Source organism: Edaphosphingomonas haloaromaticamans (assembly GCF_001853345.1).
Classification (GTDB): Bacteria; Pseudomonadota; Alphaproteobacteria; order Sphingomonadales; family Sphingomonadaceae; genus Sphingomonas_E; species Sphingomonas_E fennica.
Genome location: NZ_MIPT01000001.1, coordinates 871,883 through 894,122 on the forward strand (window position 1 = coordinate 871,883; position 22,240 = coordinate 894,122).

At 65.5% G+C, this 22,240-nt stretch carries 25 protein-coding genes; 13 read left to right on the forward strand and 12 right to left on the reverse strand.

Annotated features, from left to right (window positions below; translation table 11 throughout):
- Positions 1-25: 25 nt before the first annotated feature.
- The 3 genes from BHE75_RS03975 to BHE75_RS03985 form a co-directional block, all read right to left on the reverse strand.
- Complete coding sequence (locus tag BHE75_RS03975) at positions 26-1,078, reverse strand: phytase (protein ID WP_070932558.1); 1,053 nt, start codon at positions 1,076-1,078, stop codon at positions 26-28.
- Positions 1,078-3,891: a TonB-dependent receptor gene (locus BHE75_RS03980; RefSeq protein ID WP_070932561.1), complete on the reverse strand. Its 2,814-nt coding sequence runs from the start codon at positions 3,889-3,891 to the stop codon at positions 1,078-1,080. Before BHE75_RS03980 ends, BHE75_RS03975 begins: the two co-directional genes overlap by 1 nt.
- 168 nt (positions 3,892-4,059) lie before the next feature.
- Positions 4,060-5,079 carry a cupin-like domain-containing protein gene (locus tag BHE75_RS03985; protein ID WP_070932563.1) on the reverse strand — a complete coding sequence of 340 codons (1,020 nt, stop codon included), beginning with the start codon at positions 5,077-5,079 and terminating at the stop codon, positions 4,060-4,062.
- 248 nt (positions 5,080-5,327) lie between these two features.
- Between BHE75_RS03985 and BHE75_RS03990 the strand changes: the two genes are divergently transcribed.
- From BHE75_RS03990 to BHE75_RS04000, 3 genes are all read left to right on the forward strand, one after another.
- Positions 5,328-6,113, forward strand: coding sequence for a glucose 1-dehydrogenase (locus BHE75_RS03990; RefSeq protein ID WP_015459396.1), 786 nt, complete (start codon positions 5,328-5,330; stop codon positions 6,111-6,113).
- A gap of 13 nt (positions 6,114-6,126) precedes the next feature.
- Positions 6,127-6,984 (forward strand): GRP family sugar transporter, encoded by an 858-nt coding sequence (locus BHE75_RS03995; protein ID WP_070932565.1) that lies wholly within the window; start codon positions 6,127-6,129, stop codon positions 6,982-6,984.
- Between the two features lie 360 nt (positions 6,985-7,344).
- Positions 7,345-7,839 (forward strand): nuclear transport factor 2 family protein, encoded by a 495-nt coding sequence (locus BHE75_RS04000; protein WP_070935470.1) that lies wholly within the window; start codon positions 7,345-7,347, stop codon positions 7,837-7,839.
- A gap of 15 nt (positions 7,840-7,854) precedes the next feature.
- Here BHE75_RS04000 and cueR read toward each other — a convergent pair whose 3' ends face one another.
- From cueR to copC, 5 genes are all read right to left on the reverse strand, one after another.
- The gene (gene cueR, locus BHE75_RS04005; RefSeq protein WP_070932567.1) at positions 7,855-8,244 is read right to left on the reverse strand and encodes a Cu(I)-responsive transcriptional regulator; all 390 of its coding nucleotides are present in this window, start codon (positions 8,242-8,244) and stop codon (positions 7,855-7,857) included.
- Positions 8,241-10,604 (reverse strand): heavy metal translocating P-type ATPase, encoded by a 2,364-nt coding sequence (locus tag BHE75_RS04010; RefSeq protein ID WP_084653445.1) that lies wholly within the window; start codon positions 10,602-10,604, stop codon positions 8,241-8,243. Before BHE75_RS04010 ends, cueR begins: the two co-directional genes overlap by 4 nt.
- Positions 10,605-10,699: 95 nt before the next feature.
- Positions 10,700-10,966, reverse strand: a complete 267-nt coding sequence (locus BHE75_RS04015; RefSeq protein WP_070932571.1) for a DUF305 domain-containing protein — start codon at positions 10,964-10,966, stop codon at positions 10,700-10,702.
- Positions 10,967-11,034: 68 nt separating this feature from the next.
- The gene (copD, locus tag BHE75_RS04020; protein ID WP_191225145.1) at positions 11,035-11,910 is read right to left on the reverse strand and encodes a copper homeostasis membrane protein CopD; all 876 of its coding nucleotides are present in this window, start codon (positions 11,908-11,910) and stop codon (positions 11,035-11,037) included.
- A 14-nt stretch (positions 11,911-11,924) separates the two neighbouring features.
- Positions 11,925-12,311 (reverse strand): copper homeostasis periplasmic binding protein CopC, encoded by a 387-nt coding sequence (gene copC, locus BHE75_RS04025; protein ID WP_070932575.1) that lies wholly within the window; start codon positions 12,309-12,311, stop codon positions 11,925-11,927.
- 136 nt (positions 12,312-12,447) lie between these two features.
- Here copC and BHE75_RS04030 point away from each other — a divergent pair, with 136 nt between their 5' ends.
- From BHE75_RS04030 to BHE75_RS24360, 8 genes are all read left to right on the forward strand, one after another.
- Positions 12,448-12,726: a hypothetical protein gene (locus tag BHE75_RS04030; protein ID WP_070932577.1), complete on the forward strand. Its 279-nt coding sequence runs from the start codon at positions 12,448-12,450 to the stop codon at positions 12,724-12,726.
- Entirely contained in the window at positions 12,723-13,160 is a 438-nt protein-coding gene (locus BHE75_RS04035) for a periplasmic heavy metal sensor (protein ID WP_070932580.1), read from the forward strand. The genes BHE75_RS04030 and BHE75_RS04035 overlap by 4 nt, the downstream gene beginning before the upstream one ends.
- Positions 13,157-13,726 carry an RNA polymerase sigma factor gene (locus BHE75_RS04040; RefSeq protein ID WP_070932582.1) on the forward strand — a complete coding sequence of 190 codons (570 nt, stop codon included), beginning with the start codon at positions 13,157-13,159 and terminating at the stop codon, positions 13,724-13,726. The genes BHE75_RS04035 and BHE75_RS04040 overlap by 4 nt, the downstream gene beginning before the upstream one ends.
- Before the next feature lie 118 nt (positions 13,727-13,844).
- Positions 13,845-15,740, forward strand: coding sequence for a copper resistance system multicopper oxidase (locus BHE75_RS04045; protein WP_070932584.1), 1,896 nt, complete (start codon positions 13,845-13,847; stop codon positions 15,738-15,740).
- Positions 15,737-16,876, forward strand: a complete 1,140-nt coding sequence (locus tag BHE75_RS04050; protein ID WP_070932586.1) for a copper resistance protein B — start codon at positions 15,737-15,739, stop codon at positions 16,874-16,876. The genes BHE75_RS04045 and BHE75_RS04050 overlap by 4 nt, the downstream gene beginning before the upstream one ends.
- 35 nt (positions 16,877-16,911) lie before the next feature.
- Entirely contained in the window at positions 16,912-17,355 is a 444-nt protein-coding gene (locus tag BHE75_RS04055) for a DUF305 domain-containing protein (protein WP_070932587.1), read from the forward strand.
- A 40-nt stretch (positions 17,356-17,395) separates the two neighbouring features.
- On the forward strand, positions 17,396-17,692 hold the full coding sequence (locus tag BHE75_RS04060; protein ID WP_368073055.1) for a DUF411 domain-containing protein: 297 nt from the start codon (positions 17,396-17,398) through the stop codon (positions 17,690-17,692).
- 386 nt (positions 17,693-18,078) lie between these two features.
- Positions 18,079-18,360 carry a hypothetical protein gene (locus BHE75_RS24360; RefSeq protein ID WP_191225146.1) on the forward strand — a complete coding sequence of 94 codons (282 nt, stop codon included), beginning with the start codon at positions 18,079-18,081 and terminating at the stop codon, positions 18,358-18,360.
- Positions 18,361-18,418: 58 nt separating this feature from the next.
- Here BHE75_RS24360 and dmeF read toward each other — a convergent pair whose 3' ends face one another.
- From dmeF to BHE75_RS04085, 4 genes are all read right to left on the reverse strand, one after another.
- On the reverse strand, positions 18,419-19,339 hold the full coding sequence (gene dmeF, locus BHE75_RS04070; RefSeq protein ID WP_070932589.1) for a CDF family Co(II)/Ni(II) efflux transporter DmeF: 921 nt from the start codon (positions 19,337-19,339) through the stop codon (positions 18,419-18,421).
- Between the two features lie 23 nt (positions 19,340-19,362).
- Positions 19,363-19,545, reverse strand: coding sequence for a DUF4396 domain-containing protein (locus BHE75_RS24665; protein ID WP_217494709.1), 183 nt, complete (start codon positions 19,543-19,545; stop codon positions 19,363-19,365).
- Between the two features lie 240 nt (positions 19,546-19,785).
- Positions 19,786-20,055 (reverse strand): CopM family metallochaperone, encoded by a 270-nt coding sequence (gene copM / locus BHE75_RS04080; protein WP_070932591.1) that lies wholly within the window; start codon positions 20,053-20,055, stop codon positions 19,786-19,788.
- Between the two features lie 83 nt (positions 20,056-20,138).
- The gene (locus BHE75_RS04085) at positions 20,139-20,351 is read right to left on the reverse strand and encodes a heavy-metal-associated domain-containing protein (RefSeq protein ID WP_070932593.1); all 213 of its coding nucleotides are present in this window, start codon (positions 20,349-20,351) and stop codon (positions 20,139-20,141) included.
- A 209-nt stretch (positions 20,352-20,560) separates the two neighbouring features.
- Here BHE75_RS04085 and BHE75_RS04090 point away from each other — a divergent pair, with 209 nt between their 5' ends.
- Positions 20,561-20,983, forward strand: coding sequence for a MerR family transcriptional regulator (locus BHE75_RS04090; RefSeq protein WP_070932595.1), 423 nt, complete (start codon positions 20,561-20,563; stop codon positions 20,981-20,983).
- A gap of 7 nt (positions 20,984-20,990) precedes the next feature.
- On the forward strand, positions 20,991-22,217 hold the full coding sequence (locus tag BHE75_RS04095) for an MFS transporter (protein ID WP_070932597.1): 1,227 nt from the start codon (positions 20,991-20,993) through the stop codon (positions 22,215-22,217).
- Positions 22,218-22,240: the final 23 nt, after the last annotated feature.

The window sequence follows — 22,240 nt, forward strand, 5'->3', positions numbered from 1 at the left end:
CCGGGCGCCGATCATGGCGGGAGGATCAGAGGCCGAGCGCGCGGCGCACGTCCCGCCAGTCCACGACCTTGAAGTTCTGCTGCGGGCCGTCCCCATCGGCGGTATCGTGCATGGCGATGGCGCCTTCGGGGAAGGGGCCGATCGGGCCGCTCCAGGCATCGATGCCGTCCGTGCCGGTGACGGCATCGATCGCCCCGCCTTCGACCGCGAACCGGCCGACATAGACGTGGTTCGCGCCTTCGATCCGCCAGACGGGGAAGGTGGCGTCGCCCTGGCTGGAGGCGATCAGATAATCGACGCCGCGATCGCGCAGGATGGCGAGGCCCTCGATATCCGCCGTCAGCCGGATGCCGTCCGCGACCGCGACCTGCATCGGATCGGCCGACCCCCGGGGATCGAAATCGAACCGCCAGATGGCGACATCCTCCTCGCCCAGATAGAGGGTATCCGCCTTTTCATCGACGACGCAGCCTTCGGGCTGGGTCGCGACCTTCATCCGCCGTTCGAGCGTCGCCACCGGGCCGGAGGGGCCCGCGGTGATGCGATACTGGAAGATGCCGCCGGCCTTGTTGTTGGCGACGACGTAGAAATTGCCGCCGCGCTTGCCCATGCACGAGCCGTAGGGTTCGCCCATGTCGGTGGGGATGAAGCCGTAGGGGCGGGTTTCCAGCGTATCGGGATCGAACAGGAAGGTCATGATCCCGAAGCGCTTGCGCTCCATCGCCGCGACCAGGACATAATCCTTGCCGCCGACGCGGAAGCCATCCCGCACGTCCACATTGTCGAGCGGGCCCGAGCGCAGGAACTGGCGGACGCGGCCGTCCATGTCGTGCACGTAGAGGCCGTCCGTCTTGTCCGTGGCGAAGATCACCGCGCGCGCCGGATCGCGGGGATCGGCCCAGAGCGCGGGATCGTCAGCATCGACGCGCGGATTGGTGGTGACGATCGTTTCCAGCGCCGCCGGCACCGCCCTGGCGGGATCGCCGCGCGCGGCCGTGCCCTGCGGCAGTTGCGGTTCGGGCGGAACGGTGGCGCAGGCCGCGAGTGCCGCCAGCGGAGCGAGGATCAGCGCGCGCATCAGAAGGTCGCCTTCGCGCCGAACTTTGCCGTCCAGCCATATTCCTCATATTGCAGGAGGTTACGGCTCAGCGGCCCGCGCTGGTAGGCGGTATAGGGCTCGTTGAACAGGTTCACCCATTCGACGAAGAGCTGGACCTGCTTGGTGACGCGATATTTGGCGCTGACATCGACCTGGAAGTGATCGGTGACGATGCGATCCTCATCCGCGTCGTCGCCCAGCTCGTCCAGATAGGAGTCGCGATAGGTGCCGGCCACGCGGAAGCTGATCGGCCCCTTGTCGTAGCCCAGCGCCACGTTGAACGTGTTCTTGGCCGAGGACGGCAGCGGTATCTTGCGCCCGTCGGCCAGCCGGCCGTCCGCATCGGTATAGGTGTAGTTGAAATTGGCGAGCAGGCCGTCGAACGGCGCCGGCAGGAAGGTGAACGCCTGCTGGAAGCTGAACTCGATGCCCTTCACCCTGGCGGAGTCGCCATTTTCCGGGATCGTCGCCTCGTCATAGGCGATGCCGTTGAAGACGCCGGGATCGTCATGGTTGCGATCGACGATGAAGTCCTTGATGTCCTTCCAGAAGAAGCCCGCCTGGACGACGGCGTTCCTGGCGAAATAATATTCCGCCGCCACGTCGATGTTCCAGGCGCGATAGGGCTTGAGCGCGGGGTTGCCGAATTCGCCCTCGCGCTCGCCATCGTCGCTTTCCTCGATCAGGAAGCGCGGGGCGAGCTTGCCGATCGTCGGGCGCACGACACTCTTGAACGCGCCCAGGCGCAGCACGACGTCGCGGGCCGGCTGGTAGCGGACGGCGGCGCTGGGCAGCACGTCCGTATAGCTGCGCTTGAAGCGGAGCGGGCTCACCTCGACCAGATCGTCGCCATTGTCGGCGCCTTCCTCGATCAGCTCGACAAGGTTGCCGCGAATGTCGTTCTTCGTATGCTCGACGCGGACGCCGCCCACGACGCGCAGCCGCGTATCCTCGTAGCGGCCGAGCAGGTAGCCGGCATAGATATCCTCATCCACGCGATAATCCGAGGCGGCGGATTCGAAGTCGCTGTCGATATCGTTGCGGGTGAACTGGTCGAAGCCGTTGCCGAGGAACTTGCGCACCGGCTTGTAGCCGGGGACCGGATCGATCAGCGCGAGCGAATAATCCTGCTTGCCGAGGACTTCGGCCAGCGTCGTGTCATTATCCTCGTAGATATCCTTCTGGAGATCGTAGGTCTTGCGGCGGAGCCGCGCCTTGCCGCCCGCCTGGATCGAGAATTCGCCCCTGGCCAGCGCGAAATCGCGCGTCACGTCGAAGCGGCCGCTCCATTCGCGGTCCCTGGACAGGCTGAGCGTGGTCCGCTCCACCTTGTCGAATTCATATTCCTCGGGATCGAAGAAGATGTCGCCGCCCTGGGTGATGCTGTAGCCGGGGCGCTTGTAGTTCGCGAAATCGAACGTCACGCCCAGCGGGTCCTCATCGTCGAAGTCGCGGGACCAGGCGATCGGATCGATCGAGCCGTTCTCCTTCTCGCTCGACTTGGCGTAGGCGCCTTCGTAGCGGAAGGTCCAGGGGCCGGTTTCCGTCTTGCCGCCGATCGAATAGGTCATGATCTTCTGGACCTCGTAACGGTCCTTGAGGTCGCGTTCGACCTTGATCTCGTCATCATCCTCGCCGGACACGAAATCGGCGCGGGTGCCGGTGCCGCCGACCGGCTTGGCATCGCCCACGTCGAAGATCAGGCGCTTGCGGAATTCCTGGTCCTCGAAACGGCTGTAGAGGCCGCGCGCGAACAGGGTGGTGGTGTCGCTCGGCCGCCAATCGAGCGAGAGCGACCCGCCGAGGCGTTCGCGCGTCACGTCATAATCGCGATATTCGAGCTTTTCGAAATAGCGGACGCCATCGTCCTCGTCCCAGCCCTCGGCCTCGATATTGTCGGTCGCGAAGCGGCGCTTATAGTAGGAAAGGCCGCCGGAAATGCCGAAATCGTCGCCGATCCTGGTGGCGAAATCGACGCTGCCCTTGGGGCGCAGTTCGTTGGTCTTGTCGTTGAACGATCCCTCGGCGGAGACCGAGACGAACGGCTTCTTGCGATCGAAGGCGCTGGTGGTGTTGATCTCGATCGAGGCGCCGATGGTGTCGGCGTCCATGTCGGGCGTCAGCGTCTTCTTGATCTCGATCGATTCCACCAGCTCGGACGGGATCACGTCCAGCGCGACCGAGCGGACATCGGATTCGGGCGCCGGCACGCGGGTGCCGTTGATCGAGGCGGCGTTGAGGTTGGGATCGAGGCCGCGGACGGAGACGAAGCGCCCCTCGCCCTGATCGTTCAGCACGTTGATGCCGGGCGCGCGGCGCAGCGCCTCCGCGACGTTCTGGTCGGGGAACTGGCCGACGGCATCGCGGGTCAGCACGTTCTCGACCCCGTCCGCCGCGCGCTGGCGCGAGATGGAGCTGCCGAGATTGGCCTGCTGGCCGACGACGAGGATGGTGGCGCCGCCCGCGGCCGGGGAGAGGCGCACGTCGGACCGGGTGATGCCGTCCGGCGCGACGTTCACGTCCGCGCGATAATCCTCCGCGCCGGCATAGCGCGCGACGAGCGTGTAGGAGCCGGCCGGGACGTCCGCGAAGCGATAGGCGCCATCGGGGCCGGCATTGGTGCGGCGGCCCAGCTCCTTGAGGACCAGCTCTGCCCCCTGCAGGCTGCCGGTGCCGCTGGCGTCGAGAACGGTGCCCGCCAGGGTGCCGGCGAAAGCGGGGGAGGAGAAGATGGTGGCCGCGAGCAGCGCGCACGCGAGCGATCCGCGCGAGCGGTTCGAAAGATCGATCATGAGAACCCCTTTTCGTCGAAGGGCTTGCCCTCCCTTCGCTCAACGGGGCCAGTGGCAGCGCTTGATGACCGCGCGCCGACGATTCGATGACAGGCGGATTACAGGCGATGACGGAATGATGACGCGGGCCGGCGGCCGCCCCGCGTTGCCGGGGGACGGAAAGCGGGCCTACAGCGCGCCGTAGCTGCGATAGGCGGTGTAGAAATCATTCTCCCACACGAAATTGGTGAAGGAGAGGCTGATGCTGGTGTCGAGCCCTTCGACATGATGCCACCAGCCGACGGGTATGAAGAGGATGTCGCCCGGGTGGATGGTGCAGGTGATGGCGGTCGGCCGCTGGCCCTCGGGCAGGCCGGCGAAGGCTTCCGGCCCGCTCCAGCGGCTGTAGCAGTGCATATGGTTCTGCATCCGCTGGGTTTCCCACAGCGGCACCAGCGTCACCCGCTTCTCGCCCATGATCTGGACGAGGAAATTGTTGGTGAGATCGTGGTGGAAGGGGGTGATCGTGCCCTTCGGCCCCAGCCAGAAGAAGCCGTCGCGCGTGGGATCGGGGACGAGGAAGCCGGGCAGGTCGCCTATCTCCTCCCACAGCGGCGCCAGCGCGGAGCGGTTGTGGCCGCCATTGTTCGCGGTGACATAATAATCGTTGCTGGGCTCGCCCGAGCGGAGCCGGCCGAGGAGGGCGGCCAGCGGCATGCGCGTCTTGTGGTGGTTGGAGCGGATCTCATAGTCCGCATCCTCCTGCCGGCCGGTCTGCACCTCGATCTCGGGATTGCCGGCCAGCGCCTCGATATGGTCGAGCGTCCAGCGCCGCGCGGGCCAGTGGTCGATCAGGCCCGTCAATATCGCCGGGCGGTTGGCGGCATAATGATCCCCGAGGAAGGCCCCCGGCGCCGGGCGTTCGAGGACGGGCACCTCCGGGGGGCGGAGCGCCGCGAGGCGCGCCAGCGATTCCAATATCCAGTCGCGCTTGGCGAGCCGCGCGGCGATCGCCGTGCCCGCCTGGGTATAGGGGCTGGAGGAAGCGGCCGCGATCTCGGCCGAGACGACGGCGGGCGGGGCGCCGAGCGCGGCGAGCCTTTCGGCAATGGGCGCGGCATCGGAGCCCAGCAGCAGATTTTCCGCGATCCAGCGCTGCCATTCGTCCTGGATCCGGGGGAGCGGAGTGGCGGCAAACCGGGTCGTCATGCGATTGGGTCCACTTTTGAGATATGCCATGTCGGATATGCCATGCGCCGCATCGTGCGCGCGAATCCGGCCCGTCTGTCACGATTTGATGACAATTGGAGGAAACAGGCAAGTTCCGCGCGGCGGGCCGGCCCCGTGGAGTCCTCCCGAAATAATCATCCTCGTTAAATCGCCTGATTCTGCTAAAAATACAGTCGGCGCAAGCATCCGGCGGATAGCGCAGCTTCGCGTGGCAGGGAGATCGGCCCATGATCTACTCGGACCTTCAGGGCAAGGTTGCCGTCGTTACCGGATCTTCCAAGGGAATCGGCGCGTGCATCGCCAGCCGGTTCGGCGAGGAAGGCATGAACGTTGTCGTCAACTATAATTCGGACAAGGCGGGCGCCGACGCCACCGTGGCCGCGATTGTGGCTGCCGGGGCGAGCGCGGTCGCGGTCCAGGCCGACATGGCGGAGGAAGCCAGCGCGACCCGCCTGGTGGAGGCCGCGCTCGACAGCTTCGGCAGGCTCGACGTCTTCGTCAACAATGCGGGCATGGAGAATCCCGTGCCGAGCCACGAGATGACGCTGGAGAACTGGCGCAAGGTGATCGACGTCAACCTGACCGGCTATTTCCTGGGCGCGCGCGCCGCGCTCCGCCATTTCGTGGCGCGGAAGAGCCGGGGCGGCATCATCAACCTCTCCTCCGTCCATGAGCGGATACCCTGGCCGACCTTCGCCCATTATGCGGCGAGCAAGGGCGGGGTGAAGCTGCTGAACCAGACGCTGGCGATGGAATATGCCCCGCTGGGCATCCGCGTGAACGCGATCGGGCCGGGGGCCATAAACACGCCGATCAACAAGGAGAAGATGGCCGATCCGGCAAAGAAGGCGGCGCTCGAGAGCATCATCCCGATGGGCTATGCCGGCGAGCCGGAGGTCGTCGCCAACGCCGCCGCCTGGCTGGCATCGGACCAGTCGTCCTACGTCACCGGCATCACCCTGTTCGTCGACGGCGGCATGACGCTCTATCCCGCCTTCATGCACAACGGCTGATGGCGCCGGCGGCGTGAGCGCCGATATCCTCATCGCGCTCGTCCCCGCCCTGTTCTGGGGCATCCTTCCCGTGCTGGTCGCCTGGACCGGGGGCCGGCCCATCCAGCAGATATTGGGCACCACGCTGGGCACGCTGATCGCGGCGGTGGTGGTGGTCCTGATCGTGCGGCCGCAGATCGGGCCGGCCGCGCTGCTGTTCGGCGCGCTTTCCGGGGCGTGCTGGGCGTTCGGCCAGTTCAACCAGTATCGCGCCTACGGCCAGATCGGCGTGTCGCAGGCGCTGCCCATCTCGACCGGCCTGCAACTGCTGGACACGTCGCTGGTGGGGGTGCTCCTGCTCGGCGAATGGCCCACCGCCGGGGAAAGGCTGCTGGGCGGGCTGGCCATCGCGATCATCATCGTCGGGATATTCCTGACGACCCGGCACGAGGACGCCACGCGCGGCGGCGACATGAAGGCCGGCATGACGACGCTGCTGATCTCGTCCCTCGGCTATGTCGGCTATTCCTATTTCCCGCGCGTGCGGGACCTGGACGGCTGGAGCGCCTTCCTGCCGCAGGCGATCGGCATGTTCGCCATGTCCGTCCTCCTTTCGCTGTTCGCGCGCGGGGACCGGCCATGGTCGATCAAGACGGTGCACAATCTGGGGGCGGGGCTGGTGTTCGCGATCGCCGCGCTGGCCTATCTCGTCTCGGCCCAGCGCAACGGCGTGGCCACGGGATTCGCGCTGTCGCAGATGAACGTGGTGATCGCCACGCTGGGCGGCATCTTCATCGTCGGCGAGAAGAAGACGCACAGGGAGATGGTGCTGATCCTCGCCGGCCTGGCGCTGGTGGTGGGCGGCGGCATCTTGATCGGCCTCAACCGCTGAATCGCCTGGGCGCCGGCCGCGATCGGCCCGCGCCGCCAGCGCCCGCAACGGAGCCGACGGCTATCCACAAAGCCTTTTTTGGAAAATGGCGCCCCACGCTGGATAAACATAACGAATATGTGTCGCCATTTGTACTACTTTAGAACTGTCTAACGGCGCTGCTTGCTGTCGTTCGCCGCCGCGCCGCGCCACCTAAACTACCGGGGCGTGGCCGAGCGAAATCAGAACCCATCAATTGAACCCCGCGCGCGCAACATCTGGCGGCTAATTGAATTTGTTCAGCCAGCCTTGTCGATGTGAGGGGCTTCCGCCGCAGGCGCGTATCTCGATTTGATGGACAGACCGCGACAGGAGAGAAAGATGAACCACAATTTCCGAAAACTTGGTCTGTGCATAGCTGCGCTACTCGCGGCTGCGCCGGCATTTGCTCACGACCAGACTCCTGCTGCCGCGCCTCGCGCGGTGATCGCCGAGCCGGCCGCACGCGACGCGGGCGAGGTGGTCACAGCGTTTCACGCGGCTCTGGCTAGGGGCGATCAGACGGCTGCTGCTTCGCTGCTAGCCGATGACGCGCTCATCTACGAAAGCGGTGGCGTCGAGCGGACCAAGGCGGAATATGCTTCGCACCATCTTCCCGCCGATGCCGCATTTGCGAAAGGAACAAAGCGATCGGTCACACGCACCACGGGGAATGCAACGGGAGTCGTGGCGTGGATCGCCAGCGAATCGACCGTTACCGGAACCTACAAGAAGCGTGCAATCAACAGCCGCTCGACCGAAACCATGATTCTGCGCCGCGAGAACGGGGTCTGGCGGATCGCCCACATCCATTGGTCGTCCGCCAACGCGAAATGAAGATACCCCATCCGCTCAGCGGCGCTCCAGATCCTCGATGATCGGGCAATCGGGACGATCGTCGCCGTGGCAGCGCGCGGCCAGATCGAGCAGGACGCCGCGCATCTCCTGAAGCGCAGCCGCCTTGCGGCCAAGTTCGTCGGCGCGGTCAGTAGCGAGCGCCTTGACGTCGGCGCTCGACCGGCTGGTGTCGCTCCATAGGCCGAGCAGCGTCCTGATCTCCTGGATCGGAAACCCCAAGTCTCGCGCATTGGCGATAAAGCGCAGTCGATGGACGTCGGCGTCCGAATAATCCCGGTAGCCGCTGTCGCGCCGTGGCGCTACGGGAACTAGCCCGATCTTCTCATAGTGCCGGATCATACGCTGGGAGACGCCGCTCGCCTCCGACGCCGGACCGATCTTCATAGCTTCACCCGGTTAAGACGGAGCGCGTTGACGACCACGGTGAACGAGGACAACGCCATCGCCGCGCCCGCGAACATCGGCGACATCAGGATTCCGAACGGCGGATAGAGGATGCCGGCGGCGACCGGAACGCCGATCCCGTTGAACAGGAACGAGAAGAACAGGTTCTGGCGGATATTGTGCATCGTGGCGTCGGCGAGTCTGCGCGCGCGCACGATAGCGGTGAGATCGCCGCGCGTAAGCGTCATACCCGCGCTTTCGATCGCGACGTCGGTTCCTGTGCCCATCGCAAGGCCTACGTCCGCCGCCGCCAGCGCCGGCGCGTCGTTGATGCCGTCGCCGGCCATCGCAATCTTCGATCCAGCGGCCTTCAATTCGCCGACGATCCGCGCCTTGTCCTCTGGCCGCAGGTCCGCACGGACGTCATCGAGGCCGCCGACCGCGCGCGCCACCGCGTCGGCGGTCGCCTGATTATCGCCGGTGAGCATCACGATCTTCATTCCTTCCGCCCGCAAGGCGGCGATGGCCTCCCGTGCGGTCGCACGAACCGGATCGGCGACCGCAAGCAGGCCGGCGGGCGCTCCGTCTATCGCGACGAACATCACGCCCGCTCCCGCCCTCCNGTGCGAGTCCGCGGCGGCTTCCAGCGCCGATGGCTCAGCGCCCACCCGGTTGAGCTGCGCGGCGTTGCCGATGGCCACCGCGCGACCGTCGACGGTTGCGCTGACGCCGAGACCAGTCTGCGAGTCAAAATCAGCAGCCTTGTGGATGGTCAGGCCACGCTCCTTCGCAGCGGTGACGATCGCGTGCGCCAGCGGATGCTCGGACTGCGCCTCGACCGCCGCCGCGAGGGCGAGCAGGTCGTCCTCGTCATGACCTTCAAGGGCTTGCGCGGCGATCAGTTTCGGCTTGCCCTCGGTAATGGTGCCGGTCTTGTCGATCACCAGGGTGTCGACCTTCTCCAGCGCCTGCAGCGCTTCGGCGTTCTTGACGAGAACGCCGGCATGCGCGCCGCGTCCGGTGCCAACCATGATCGACATCGGCGTCGCTAGGCCGAGCGCACAGGGACAAGCGATGATCAGGACCGCTATGGCATTGAGCAGCGCATGGCCGAAGCGTGGCTCCGGCCCTACGAAGTTCCAGACAATGAAAGCAACAACCGCGATGGCGACGACCAGCGGCACGAACCAGCCCGAGATGCGATCGGCGACCGTCTGGATCGGTGCGCGGCTACGCTGCGCGTCGGCTACCATGCGCACGATCCGCGCGAGCATCGTGTCCGCGCCGACCGCTCGGGCCTCCATGACGAGGCTGCCGGTCCCATTGACGGTCCCGCCGGTCAGGGGATCATCTGCCACCTTCAAGACCGCCACGGGCTCACCGGTCAGCATCGACTCGTCGACCGAAGAGCGGCCCTCGACGACCACGCCATCGACCGGGATCGCATCGCCCGGGCGGACGCGCAGCTTGTCGCCCGTTGCCACGTTACCCAGCGACACCTCTTCCTCGGACCCATCATCGCGGATGCGGCGCGCGGTCTTGGGGGCGAGGTCCATCAGCGCGCGAATCGCGCGGCCGGTCGCTGCGCGGGCGCGCAGTTCCAGTACCTGCCCTAGCAGCACGAGCGTCACCACCACGCCCGCGGCTTCATAATAGACCGGGACCATGCCGCCGTGCATCCGGAAGGTCGGCGGGAAGAGCCCGGGCGCAAAGGTCGCGACCAAGCTGAAGAGGAAGGCGGCGCCGACGCCGATCGCGATCAGCGTGAACATGTTGAGACGGCGCGTCCGGATCGACGCCCAGCCCCGCTCGAAGAAGGGCTTGCCCGCCCATAGAACTATCGGTGCGCTGAGCGCGAGTTGGACCCAGGGCGAGGCGCCGGGGCTTACGATCCGGATGCCCAGCATCTCGGCGACCATCGACACGATCAGAAGCGGCACGGCGAGAACGGCGGACACCCAGAAGCGGCGGGTGAAATCGACCAGTTCCGGATTGGGCGCATCGTTGAGCGAGGGCTCTTCGGGCTCAAGCGCCATGCCGCAGATTGGGCAGGTGCCCGGTCCCTCCTGGCGAATCTCCGGGTGCATCGGGCATGTCCAGATCGCCCCGGAGGTCGCCTCGGGTTCGGAACGGGGCACATCCCTTAGATAGTTGTCAGGAGCGGCGACGAACTTCGTTCGGCAACCCACGCTGCAGAAATGATAGTCGTCGCCGTCGTGCGAGGCGTGATGTGCCGTTTTCGCGGGATCGACGGTCATTCCGCACACGGGATCTGTGACCGGCGTCTTAGAGGACGCGGCAGCCTCCTTGGTCGCGCAGCAATTATGCCCGTGATGGGCGGCGTGGTCGGCATCGGTCATCGAGTCGTCCTCCATGACCCTCCAATAGTGTCTGACATCATGTCAGGGTCAAGCTACCTAGTTCTGGGCCGCCAACCAAGCGTCGATTTAGGCGATCACGGCGCGCTGATCGCGGAATGATCTTCTCGGCCGGTGCCCGCGCTTGTGGGATCGTCGCCGTGGCACAGCGCGGTCTCCGCCATCGTGATCGCGGGCCCGTGATGAACCTTCATGTGACGCATGAAGTCCACGTCGGCCTCGCCCGTGAACGCCGGCACGTTCGTCATCATGTCGTTCATCGACTGCTTGTAGCCTTGGGTCGCGGGCGGATCGTTCGGGTTGGGCGCCGCCATGCCCATCGACATCATGTCGTTCGCAGGCACCGGCCTCGTGGTCGCGGCTCTCAAGAGAAGGCAAAATGATAACGCGGACATGTACGACGCGGTACCGGTCAATCGATCGGAGACAATGTGCCAAGGATCGCCACGACCGCGAGAATGAGGACCGCCAGCGTGGTCTCAGCCATAATCGCCCGCCGCAACCCACGCACGGCGGTCAACTGCTCCCCGCCACCCAGCGTCGCCCTGATACCCGGCACCAACTGCCATCGGTTGAATCCCGCCAGACCGAGCATCGCGGCGAACAGGGCAAGCTTGAGCAGGAGCAGTTTCCCATAGGCAGTCCCAAACGTGGCCGCGAGCCCGTCGACGCCGACGATGGCGAGCAGATTTATCGATCCGGTGACGACAATCGCGCCGACGATGATCGTGCCTACACCCGAGAAGCGCTCCAGCGCGGACACTGCGGGCGCCATTGCTCCCGGCGCCTCGAAATCAAACAGTAGGATGCGCGCGAACATCACCAGCGCTGCAATCCACATCGCACCTGCGACGAGGTGAACTATGTCGCTTGCGCGATGCATCCAGCCCAGCGCAGCTTCGGACGCGGCCGCGTGGCCGCTCCAGGCAAGCGACCCAAGCGCAACCAGCGCCAGCGCAGCGATGATCGGTCGTCCCGCGCGGCGGGTGCTCCACAGCACCGCCAGCAGGCCGAGTGCTGCAGTGCGAACGATATGCGATATGCCCATCGGCGTTTCGAACGCCATGAACTTGAGCATCTCCCGGTCGAGCGCAGCAATGTCGTTGCCCGTCATCGCCAGACAGGTCGCGCCGAACTGCGTAAGGGTGATGACCGCGCCCAGCGCGGCCAGCCAGCCGATCACGCGGCTGCCGATGGCAGGCGCATGACGACCTAGGCCGCCACCCAAGGCCAGGCCGGCCAGCAGCATCAGGTCGGCATAGGCGGCGAAACGCAGGCCGATCGCCACCCAGGTAGCCATGATCAGCGGACGCTGAAGCTGTGTTTGCCGGTGATACGATGCGTGTCCGCGCCAACGATGACCCAGTCCGCACGGTAGCTGCCCGCAGGCAGCGGCTTGGCCGCGGTGAGCACGATCGATTTGCCATCGGCCGCAACGGCGCTGGTGACGCCCGTCATCTTCATGTCGCGGTGGTTGGTCATGCCCGGCATGCCGGTCATGATCAGCGTGGCGGTCGAGAGCTTCGGCACCAACCGCTCGCTGAAGGTCAGCCTGATGGTATTCGTGCGCACGACGGTCGCGTTGGCGGCGGGTGTAGCTGCGACGAGCCGGGGATGCGCGAACGCTGCTGCTGGTGTGAGCAACGTGGCGAGGGTGGCGATGATCGCCGCGGTCGGATTGAACTTCATGTCGATCTCCTGTGGGATATGCTCCGGATACGCAGCGCTGTCGTGCACCCCTCACACAATGTCGGCGAGGGATGCGTCGGCTTGGCGCGTATGACGATCAGCGTGATAGTGAGGCGCAGCGTAATAGTGAGGCGATATGAACACTAACATCGATGATGCCCTCGCGCGCCTGGCGTCGGATGCGCCGTATCGGGGCCTCACGGGTCTGGAAGACCGCGTGCTGAGCGCGATTGCAAGGCAGCCGGCCGCTGCGATCGGAACGGGAACGGCGCTCATAACGATGGGGCTGGCGCTGACGCTCGGTGTTTTCAGCAATGTCGTCCCGGCGGCGGACGCGCAGGCTGCTCCTGCTCTGTCGCCCCTCGGGGCACCGAGCCCGCTTGCGCCTTCCTCGCTGCTGACTGAACCGCGATGAATCGGCGGCGCATAGCGTTTGTCGCAATTCTTGCCTTTCTTGCAGCCCTTGTCGGCGTCTTTGTCGGACGGCAGTTTGTCACGCCACCCGCGCAACCCGGTGCCGAGTTGCATGCGGTCCTTCACGACGAGCTTACACTCGATGCGGGTCAGGAACGGCAGCTCGAAGCCTTGGAGAACGCGTTCGTCATTCGCCGCCGCGCGCTTGAGCTCGAGATGCGCTCCGAAAATGCCCGCCTTGCCGACGCGATCACTGCCGAGCACGGCAACGGTCCCCGCGTCGCGGCTGCGGTCGACGCCTCGCACCGAACTATGGGAGAGCTTCAGAAGGAAACGCTCGCGCATATTTTTGCGATGCGGGCGCTGCTTCGGCCGGATCAGGCGGAAAAATTCGATGCCGCGGTGACCAAGGCGCTGACCGAAGACGCACGGTGAACGATACGCTTGCCGACCGGACGGACGGCGAGCTTGCCGCATTGTCCCTTGCCGGGCGGCACTCCGCGTTTGCCGAAATCGTTCACCGCCATAAGGAGCCGCTGCATCGGCTCGTCGCTCGCATTATCGGCGACGACGACGAGGCACTCGATATCGTTCAAGAGGCGTTCGTCGCCGCGTATCGCGCGCTTGCCAGCTATGACATGGGCCGGCCGATGCGCGCGTGGCTGTCGCGCATCGCGATCAACAAGGCGCGTGACTGGCGGCGCCGACGGGCGGTGCGTCGCTTGATTTGGACAATACTGCCGCTGGATCGCCCGTCGGATGCAACAGACGAAACACCGTCAGTCGAGACGGTCGCTGGCGCCCGCGAAGAATTGAACCGCGTCGCTGTCGCCATTGCCACACTCCCGAGCAACCTGCGCGAGACGCTTGTGCTGCGAACGATCGAGGGGTTGAGCCAAGCCGAAACCGCCGAAACCCTCGGCATCAGCGAAAAAGCGGTGGAGACGCGGCTCTATCGGGCTCGGCAGAAACTGGCGGATCGCATCAACCGATCCGTTTAAGGGGTTGACCCTGACACTGTGTCAAACCCCATCTGCCTCACATGAAATCGAGCGGACGTTTGAGGGACGGAGCAAGCGCACGCGTATCAGCCATACCGCCGACCCAGCAGGATTTGAAATGACCGCATTGATCGACCGCCGAACCTTGTTGCGCGGTAGCGCCGCTTTAGGCGGGACGGCTGCTGTCGCTTCCTGGTTCCCGGCCTGGGCCCAACCCGTATCGGCCGGCATCGTGCGGCCCTTGCCGACGGTTTCGGGCCAGGACATCCGTCTTCGCATCGCGCACCAGATGATGACCATCGACGGGCGTCCCAGCCATGCCATCGGCATCAATGGCACCGTCCCCGCCCCGCTTATCCGTCTTCGCGAGGGGCAGAATGTCCGGCTTCATGTCGAAAACGCGCTCGACGAGGACAGTTCGATCCACTGGCACGGGCTAATCCTGCCGTTCCACATGGACGGCGTCCCGGGTATCAGTTTCCCGGGCATCAAACCACGCTCGACATTCATCTACGAGTTCCCGGTCCGGCAAGCGGGCACCTATTGGTATCACAGCCATTCCGGTCTGCAGGAGCAGCTTGGCCATTACGGCCCTATCGTGATCGATCCGGCGGGCGAAGACCCGATCCGGTCGAATCGCGAGCATGTCGTCGTGCTGTCTGACCACAGCCAGATGCACCCGCACACCATCTTCAAGAAGCTCAAGCAGCAGGGCGGCTATTTCAATTATCAGAAGCAGACGCTGGCCGGTCTGCTGCGCGGGGAAGGCCAGTCGGCCAAGGAACGCTTCGAATGGGGCCGGATGCGGATGGACCCCACCGATGTTTCCGACGTGACGGGTTCGACCTATTCTTATCTGGTCAACGGTCATGGCCCGCGCGACAACTGGACGGGCTTGTTTACGCCGGGCGAGCGCGTGCGGCTGCGCGTCATTAACGCCTCGGCGATGACCACCTTCAATGTGCGGATCCCCGGTCTGAAGCTCACCATCGTCCAGGCCGACGGAATGAATGTCCGGCCGGTGACGGTCGACGAGTTCCAGATCGCCGTCGCCGAGACCTATGACGTGATCGTCGAGCCGACGGACGACCGTGCGTACACGCTGGTCGGCGAAAGCGTCGATCGGTCAGGCATGGCGCGCGCCACGTTCGCGCCGCGCCAAGGCATGGCGGCCGCTGTGCCGCCGCTCAGGGGACGTCCGCTCGCCACCATGAAGGACATGGGCATGGGCGACATGGGCGGTGCGCCCGCGGGCGACGGGTCGATGCAGGGCATGGATCATTCGGCGATGGGCGCGGGCCCGGCGTCGGCCGCCTCCGCTGCAGCCGCCGATCCGAACTGTCCGCCGGAGCATGCGGCGATGGGGCATTGCACGCCAGCTGCGGCTCCTGCGGCCGAAGGGACGGTTGATCACGCGGCGATGGGCCATGACATGTCGGGCGCCGGCGGCATGAACCATTCGATGCGCGATTTTTCCAATGCCCCCGGCGTAAAAAAGACGCCGACGGTGCAGACCATCTCGCCGATGCCGATGGACCGCACCGGCGAGCCTGGTCAGGGACTGGCGGATGTCGGTCATAAGGTGCTCGTTTACCGCGACCTGATGGCGGTGGAGCGTAACCCCGACGTTCGCGCTCCCGATCGCGCGATGCAGATCCATCTCACCGGCAACATGGAGCGCTACATGTGGGCGTTCGACGGCGAGAAGCTGAACGAGGTCAAAGAGCCGATCCCGTTCCTCAAGGACGAGCGCGTCCGCGTCACTCTGGTTAACGACACGATGATGGGCCATCCGATCCACCTGCACGGTCACTTCTTCGAGCTGGTGACGGGGCACGGCGAATATGCGCCGCGCAAGCATACTGTGCAGGTCCAGCCGGGAGGCACCGTGACATTCGATGTCACCACCGACGCGGTCGGCGATTGGGCGTTCCACTGCCACATGCTCTATCACATGCACGCGGGCATGATGCAGGTCGTCACCGTCCGGCCGCGCGGAAGAGATGCGGCATGAAGATTTTCCTGCTTTTCGCTGCAGCGTCTGCATTGGCGTTCGCTGCGCCCGGCACGGCGCAGACCATGGGTCATTCGAACATGCCGGGCATGAAGATGCCGGCCAAGCCGGCAACCAAGCCCAAACCTGCGGCCAAGCCGCGCGCTGCGGCGAAGCCAGCGGCAAAGCCCGCACCGAGGGCGACGCCGCCGGTCAAACCCGCCGATGCACAGACCGCGCCCGCCGGCGATCCGACCTGTCCGCCCGAACATGCCGAGATGGGGCATTGCACTCCGTCCACTCCGGCCTCGCCCACGCCAGCGCAAGCCGATTCGCACGCCGGTCATGACATGTCCGCAATGCCCGGCATGGCTGCCGGCGCGCAGGACATGGGCACCGGCGGCACCGCGCTGCCCGCAGGCGATGCACCCGCGCCGGCAGCGCCCGAGCCCAGCTACGCCGATCGCGTCTGGGGCCGCGAGGCGATGATGCCTGCGCGCGAAACGCTGCGCAGCGAACATGGCGGCGGAAAATTCTCGCAGATCATGTTCAACCTCGCCGAATATCAGGTCCGCGACGGTCGCGACGGCTTCCGCTGGGACGGCGAGGGCTGGTTCGGGGGCGACATCAACCGGTTTGTCGTCAAGTCCGAAGGTTCGGGTGCATTCGGCGAGGGTGTCGAGGACGCCGAGATCCAGGCCCTCTACAGCCGCGCGATCGGACCCTATTTCAACCTTCAGGCCGGCATCCGCTACGACTTCAAGCCCAATCCGTCTCGCACCTACGCGACGATCGGCTTCGAAGGTCTGGCGCCTTACTGGTTCGAAGTCGAGGGCGCGTTGTTTCTTTCAGACAAGGGCGATGTCTTGGCGCGGCTCGAAGGATATTACGACCAGCGCATTACCCAGCGTTTGATCCTGCAGCCGCGCGCCGAGTTCAACCTCGCCGCCCAGGACGTGCCCGAGAACGGCATTGGTTCAGGCTTGTCCGACATCGAGCTTGGATTGCGCCTGCGCTACGAGATCGCGCGCGAGTTCGCCCCTTATGTTGGAATTTCGTACGATCGAAAGATCGGCGAGACCGCCGACTTCGCGCGCGCTGCCGGCGAGAATCCTTCATCGACTAGCTTGGTGCTGGGGGTGCGAGCTTGGTTCTAGCGGCTCGATCCGGGGAGACGACAAGGAGAAAATCGATGATGGGTTCTTATCGCAGCCTTGCGCTCCAGATCGTGATCAGCGGCGTGATCATGTATTTGGTCATGTTCGTGATGATCGACCGGCTGTCGAGCTTCTATAACAACCTCAACATGCTCTACATGACGCTGATGATGGTCGCACCGATGGTCGTGCTGATGATCGTCGCTATGCGGGACATGTTTCCGTCGAAGCGCCTCAATGCGTTGCTGCTTGTCGGATCGGCAGTCGCGTTCTTCGGCAGCTTCGCGCTGATCCGTACCCAGACGACGATTGGCGATAGCGCGTTCCTACGCTCCATGATTCCGCACCATTCGGGCGCCATCCTGATGTGCGAGCAGGCGTCTCTCTCCGACCCGGAGCTTGTTGCCTTGTGTGGGCAGATCATCAAATCTCAGCGCGACGAGATCGCGCAAATGGAAGCCATGCTGGCGCGACGGTAGCGCTATCGATCGGGAGCATTCTAGGAAGACAATCCGCGCAATGGCATTCGCGCTCACGGTCGCGATGCCAGTATGGGCGATGGCTGCTGAACCGATCCTTGTTCACCGCGACCCCGGCTGCGGTTGCCGCGAAGATTGGGCCAAGCAGGTAAAAGCGCGGTTCAAACGTGATGTGCGGATGGTTGATGCTTCTAACCACGCCCAGTTGAAAATCCGGCTCGGCATCCCCGCCGCGCTGTCTTCCTGCCATACCGCGATCATCGACGGCATGGCGTTCGAGGGGCATGTTCCTATCGCCGATATGAAGCGGGCGCTCGCGACGGTCCGGCGGGCATAAAGGGTCTTGCGGTTAGCGGAATGCCGATAGGCTCGCCTGGCATGGAAAGTCCCGCGAATGAAGGCCCAGCGCTACACCGTTGTCGCCTTCGAGCCAAACGGACAGAAAATCTTCGCGCGTCACTAACGCAAAAAGGAGGGAGGCGCGGACGCCTCCTTCCCGCTCCTCAATCTTTGGGGCGATTAATGGCGGCGTTCATAGGCGAGGGGCTTCTCGTCAAAGGGCGCGAACATTGCCTTTGCCGATCGGCCGGCTCCGTCCTCGAAGCCGAGATGGAGCTTCCAACGATGGTAAGGTCAAGGGGGTGTGGGCGGCGCTCGCACCGCCCACGCGAGCGGCCATCAGGCAGACATCTTCTCGCACGATTCCGCGCACCGGAGGCAGGCGTGGACGCATTTGTCCATGTCGCCGACCTCCCGGCAGCTCGCCGCGCACGCGAGGCAGATCTCGGCGTACTCGCGACAGATATGCCGGTGATGCTCGGAACCGCGGGCCATGAGGTCGAGCGCCACGCTGCAAATCTGCGCGCGGTCGAGCATGATCCGCATGTGCTGCGGCCGACATGCCGGCCGCCTAACTCCAGGCAGTGGTTTATCGCCATCGACAGGCAGGTCATATGGCAGTCGTGGCAGGCGTCCATGCATGCCTGCATTTCGGGGCTGGTCTGATGGTGCATTCCTGCTGGTTATCCCCGCTCCCGGACCGAACGCGGCCCGGCCGATTCTTTCATTGGGGCTCGACTTCAACGGTGAGGTGGCAAAGCCTGCCTACGCGCACGAGCTGCTCCTTGTAGTGCGCAGGCGGGCGTGGGTCGGCGCTGGCGAGGCTGATGACTGCCGCATTGTGATCGGGACCGACCCGCCAGACGTGAAGGTCGGTCACGCGGTCCCCACCCCTTTCCAGGGCGTCGCGGATCGCAACCGGCAGCTTCTCATCGGGAACAGCGTCGAGCAGCACGCCGCCGGTGTCGCGGAGCAGCCCCCACGACCAGCGCAGGATCACGACCGCGCCCAGGATGCCCACCATAGGGTCCATCCAGACCCAACCAGCATAGCGGCCGGCGAGGAGCCCGAAGATCGCGAGCACGGAAGTCAGTGCGTCGGCGAGGACATGGACATAGGCCGCGCGCAGGTTGTTGTCGTGATGATGGTGCTCGCCGGAGCCGTGCGCGTGCCCGTGATCATGTCCGTGCCCGCCGCCGAGCATCCAGGCGCTCGCCAGATTGACGATCAGGCCGAGCACCGCGACCAGCGTAGCGTCGCCGAAGTCGATCGGTCCCGGATTCAACAGCCGCTCGATCGACTCCCAGCCGATCAGCGCCGCGAACACTGCCAGCATGATAGCACTCGCGAAGGCGGATAGGTCGCCGACCTTGCCGGTCCCGAACGCGAAACGCGGGTTGTGAAGGTGGCGACGCGCATAGGCGTAGGCCGCGGCGGCGAGCGCGAGTGCGCCGGCGTGGGTCGCCATGTGTATACCGTCGGCAAGCAGCGCCATCGACCCGAATGCGATGCCGGCCGCGACCTCGACCACCATCATTGCGAAGGTGAGCGCGATGACGGCGCGCGCGCGGCGCTCGTTCTTCTGGTGGCCCGCGCCAAGGAAGGCGTGGTCGTGCTGGCGGTCGGTGATGGTGTGGACGTGCATAGGGATCTCCGACTTCGATCGAGTCAGTGGTGGCCGTGGTGTTGGTGAATGACGGCGTGGCCGCGCCCGCGCGCGATCAGCCAGCGGTTAACGGGGTAGGCGAAAGCTCCCGCGATCACGAGCGCGAGCGCGAGCGAGCCCCAAAAGAGCGGCTGGCCTAAGGTCGCGGCCATCGCGCCGGGGACGGATCGCAATAGCAGGATCATGGTAAAGCCGTAGCCGAAGAGGACGCGAGCACGGTCGCGACGCCGATCGTTGCGCCGTCACTCAAGCCCGCTCCGGTCCCCATGACCATGCCGACCACTCGTCCGTCGCGCATCCGGACAGGCAATGAACCGTGGCGCTGAACGCCAATCGATTGAGCGACGCCCCGTGTGCGTGCGCTTGAGCGCGCGCTGCGTCTTGTTGGGCGCTGTGGTGATGGTCCATGTCCGGCCTCCCTTCGTTCAAGCGCGGTGCCGGCGTCTCCAGTCTTCCAGGAACGCCACCTCGCGCTCCTGGGCGACGATGATCTCCCCGGCGAGCTTCTTCAGCTCGGCGTCGTCGCCGTGCTCGATTACGACGCGGGCCATTTCGATCGCGCCCTGATGGTGTGGAATCATCCCCTCCACAAAATCGCGATCGGGATCGCCCGTCATATCGCCCATCATTGCGTGGTGCATACGGTTATTGATCTCCTCGTAAGCTTTCTTGGCGGCCTCGTTCGCATGAGCCATTGGCGTTCTCCTGCTGGGGTGAGTATCTGCGAGGTGAAAGGAAGGGCGCGGCTGCTCGCCGGAGCGGCCGCGCCTTTCGCAGTTCACGCGGCGGACTGGTCCTTGCGCTCGGCCCGGTAGCCCGCTTCCGAAAGCGCACTCACCAGCGCCTGCTCGTCGGCCTGCGACTGCACCGTCACGCTGCGCGCGGGCGGATCGGTCGTGACCTCGGCCGTGGGGTCGATAGCCTTGATGGCATTGGTGACAGCGCGCGCGCAGCCGCCGCACGTCATGCCGGGAACGTGGAATTGATACATGCGAACTCTCCCGTTGGCGGTGTTCGCAAACGCATTTGGGGCTTGCCACAATGGCAAGGTCAAGGGGCTAGTCATCCTGGTGCCACCGGTCGGGTGGGGACCACGTTGCCGGCGGCCCAGGTTCCAGTTCCCTCTGCCAATTCGGGTCTTGACCTTGCCCTCGTTGTAAACCGCATCTCCCGTGCCGGACGACATGCGAGGAAAGCGCCATGAACATCGGCGAGGCGTCGATTGCTTCGGGGATCAGTGTGAGGATGATCCGCTACTATGAGCGAACCGGCCTGATCCCCAGCCCGGCCCGGGCGCGCGCGAACTACCGCGATTATGGCGACGGCGACATAAACCGCCTGCGCTTCATCCGCCGCGCGCGCCGCCTCGGCTTCACCATCGAAAAAATCGGCGGACTGCTCGCCCTGTGGAGCGATGATCGGCGCTCAGACGGTCGGGTGGCGACCCGCCCGCTCGACCACATCGAAGCCCTCGAACGCAAGCAACGCCAGCTCCGCACGCTGATCGCCGCGCTGGAGGCGCTGGCGCGCGGCTGTGACGCCGGCGACCGTCCAACCGCTCCGGTCGTCGAAGGCGATCCCTCGACCTGCACGGGCGCGCATAGCGCCCGACGACTGCACTAGGGCGGAGGTGCTACGCCGCGCCGCCTCGTTCCGGTCCACGGTCTTCCGCCTGGCCGTCGCGCAAGCCCTGTATCTGGGCGGGACGGCCATCGCATTCGCCTTTTCCGGTATCATCGGCGGCCGGCTCGCCCCCGATCCGTCGCTCTCGACCCTGCCCGCGGCGCTGATGACGGTCGCGACGATGCTCACCACCATTCCGGCTTCGCTCCTGATGGGCCGCTTCGGCCGGCGCATCGGGTTCGTGGCAGGAGCCGCGGCCGGATCGGTCGGCGCCGGAGTCGCGGCATGGGGCATCGCCCAAGGCTCGTTCGCGCTGTTCTGCGCCGGCAACGCGCTCCTCGGGACGTATCAGGCGTTCGCCATGTATTATCGCTTCGCGGCCGCGGAGGCCGCCGACGAACGCGGCAAGGGGGCGCAAGCGGTCGGCTGGGTGCTTACCGGCGGAATCGCTGCGGCGCTGCTCGGCCCCAGCATCGGCGCCTGGAGCCGAACGGCGATCCCCACTGTGGAGTTCGCCGGCTCCTATCTCGCAGCGGTGCCGCTGTCGCTCCTCGCGCTCGGGGTCGTCGCGACGCTCGCCCTCGCGCCTCCGTCTGCATCCGTGACAGCCGGCGCGCGGCGGCCGCTTGGCCTGATCGCCCGCCAGCCGGTGTTCATTGCTGCCGTAGTCAACGCGGTCGTCGCCTATGCGGTGATGAGCTTCGTGATGACCGCTTCCCCGCTCGCGATCGTGGCGGCCGGTCACGGGGTGGATGCCGCGGCGAGCCTCACGCGCTGGCACCTGCTTGGCATGTTCGCGCCGTCGTTCGTCACTGGCAAGCTCGTCGCCCGGATCGGCCCTGTTTCCGTGCTGCTTGCCGGCGGCGCGGTCGTCCTCGCAAGCCTGTTTGGCGCACTGGCAGGCAATAGCGCGCTCCACTTCAACGCCGCGCTCCTCGTTCTCGGCGTCGGCTGGAACCTCCTCTACGTCGCGGCGACGGCGCTGCTGACGCAAAGCTACTGGCCCGCCGAACGGGCGCGGGTGCAAGGGCTGAACGAGTTCCTGGTGTTCGGCGGGACGGCCGCGGCCTCGCTCGCGGCCGGCGCCGTTCAGACCAAGCTTGGATGGGAGATCGTCACCCAAAGCGCGGCGCCGCTCGTCATTCTCGCGATGGGGGTGACCTCATGGGCGGCGCTGCACGGCCGGAAACGCCCCGCCGAGGCGCTCGATGCGGACCGGCAACAAAGTTCTTGACCTTCCAACGCTCGGAAGCCGCA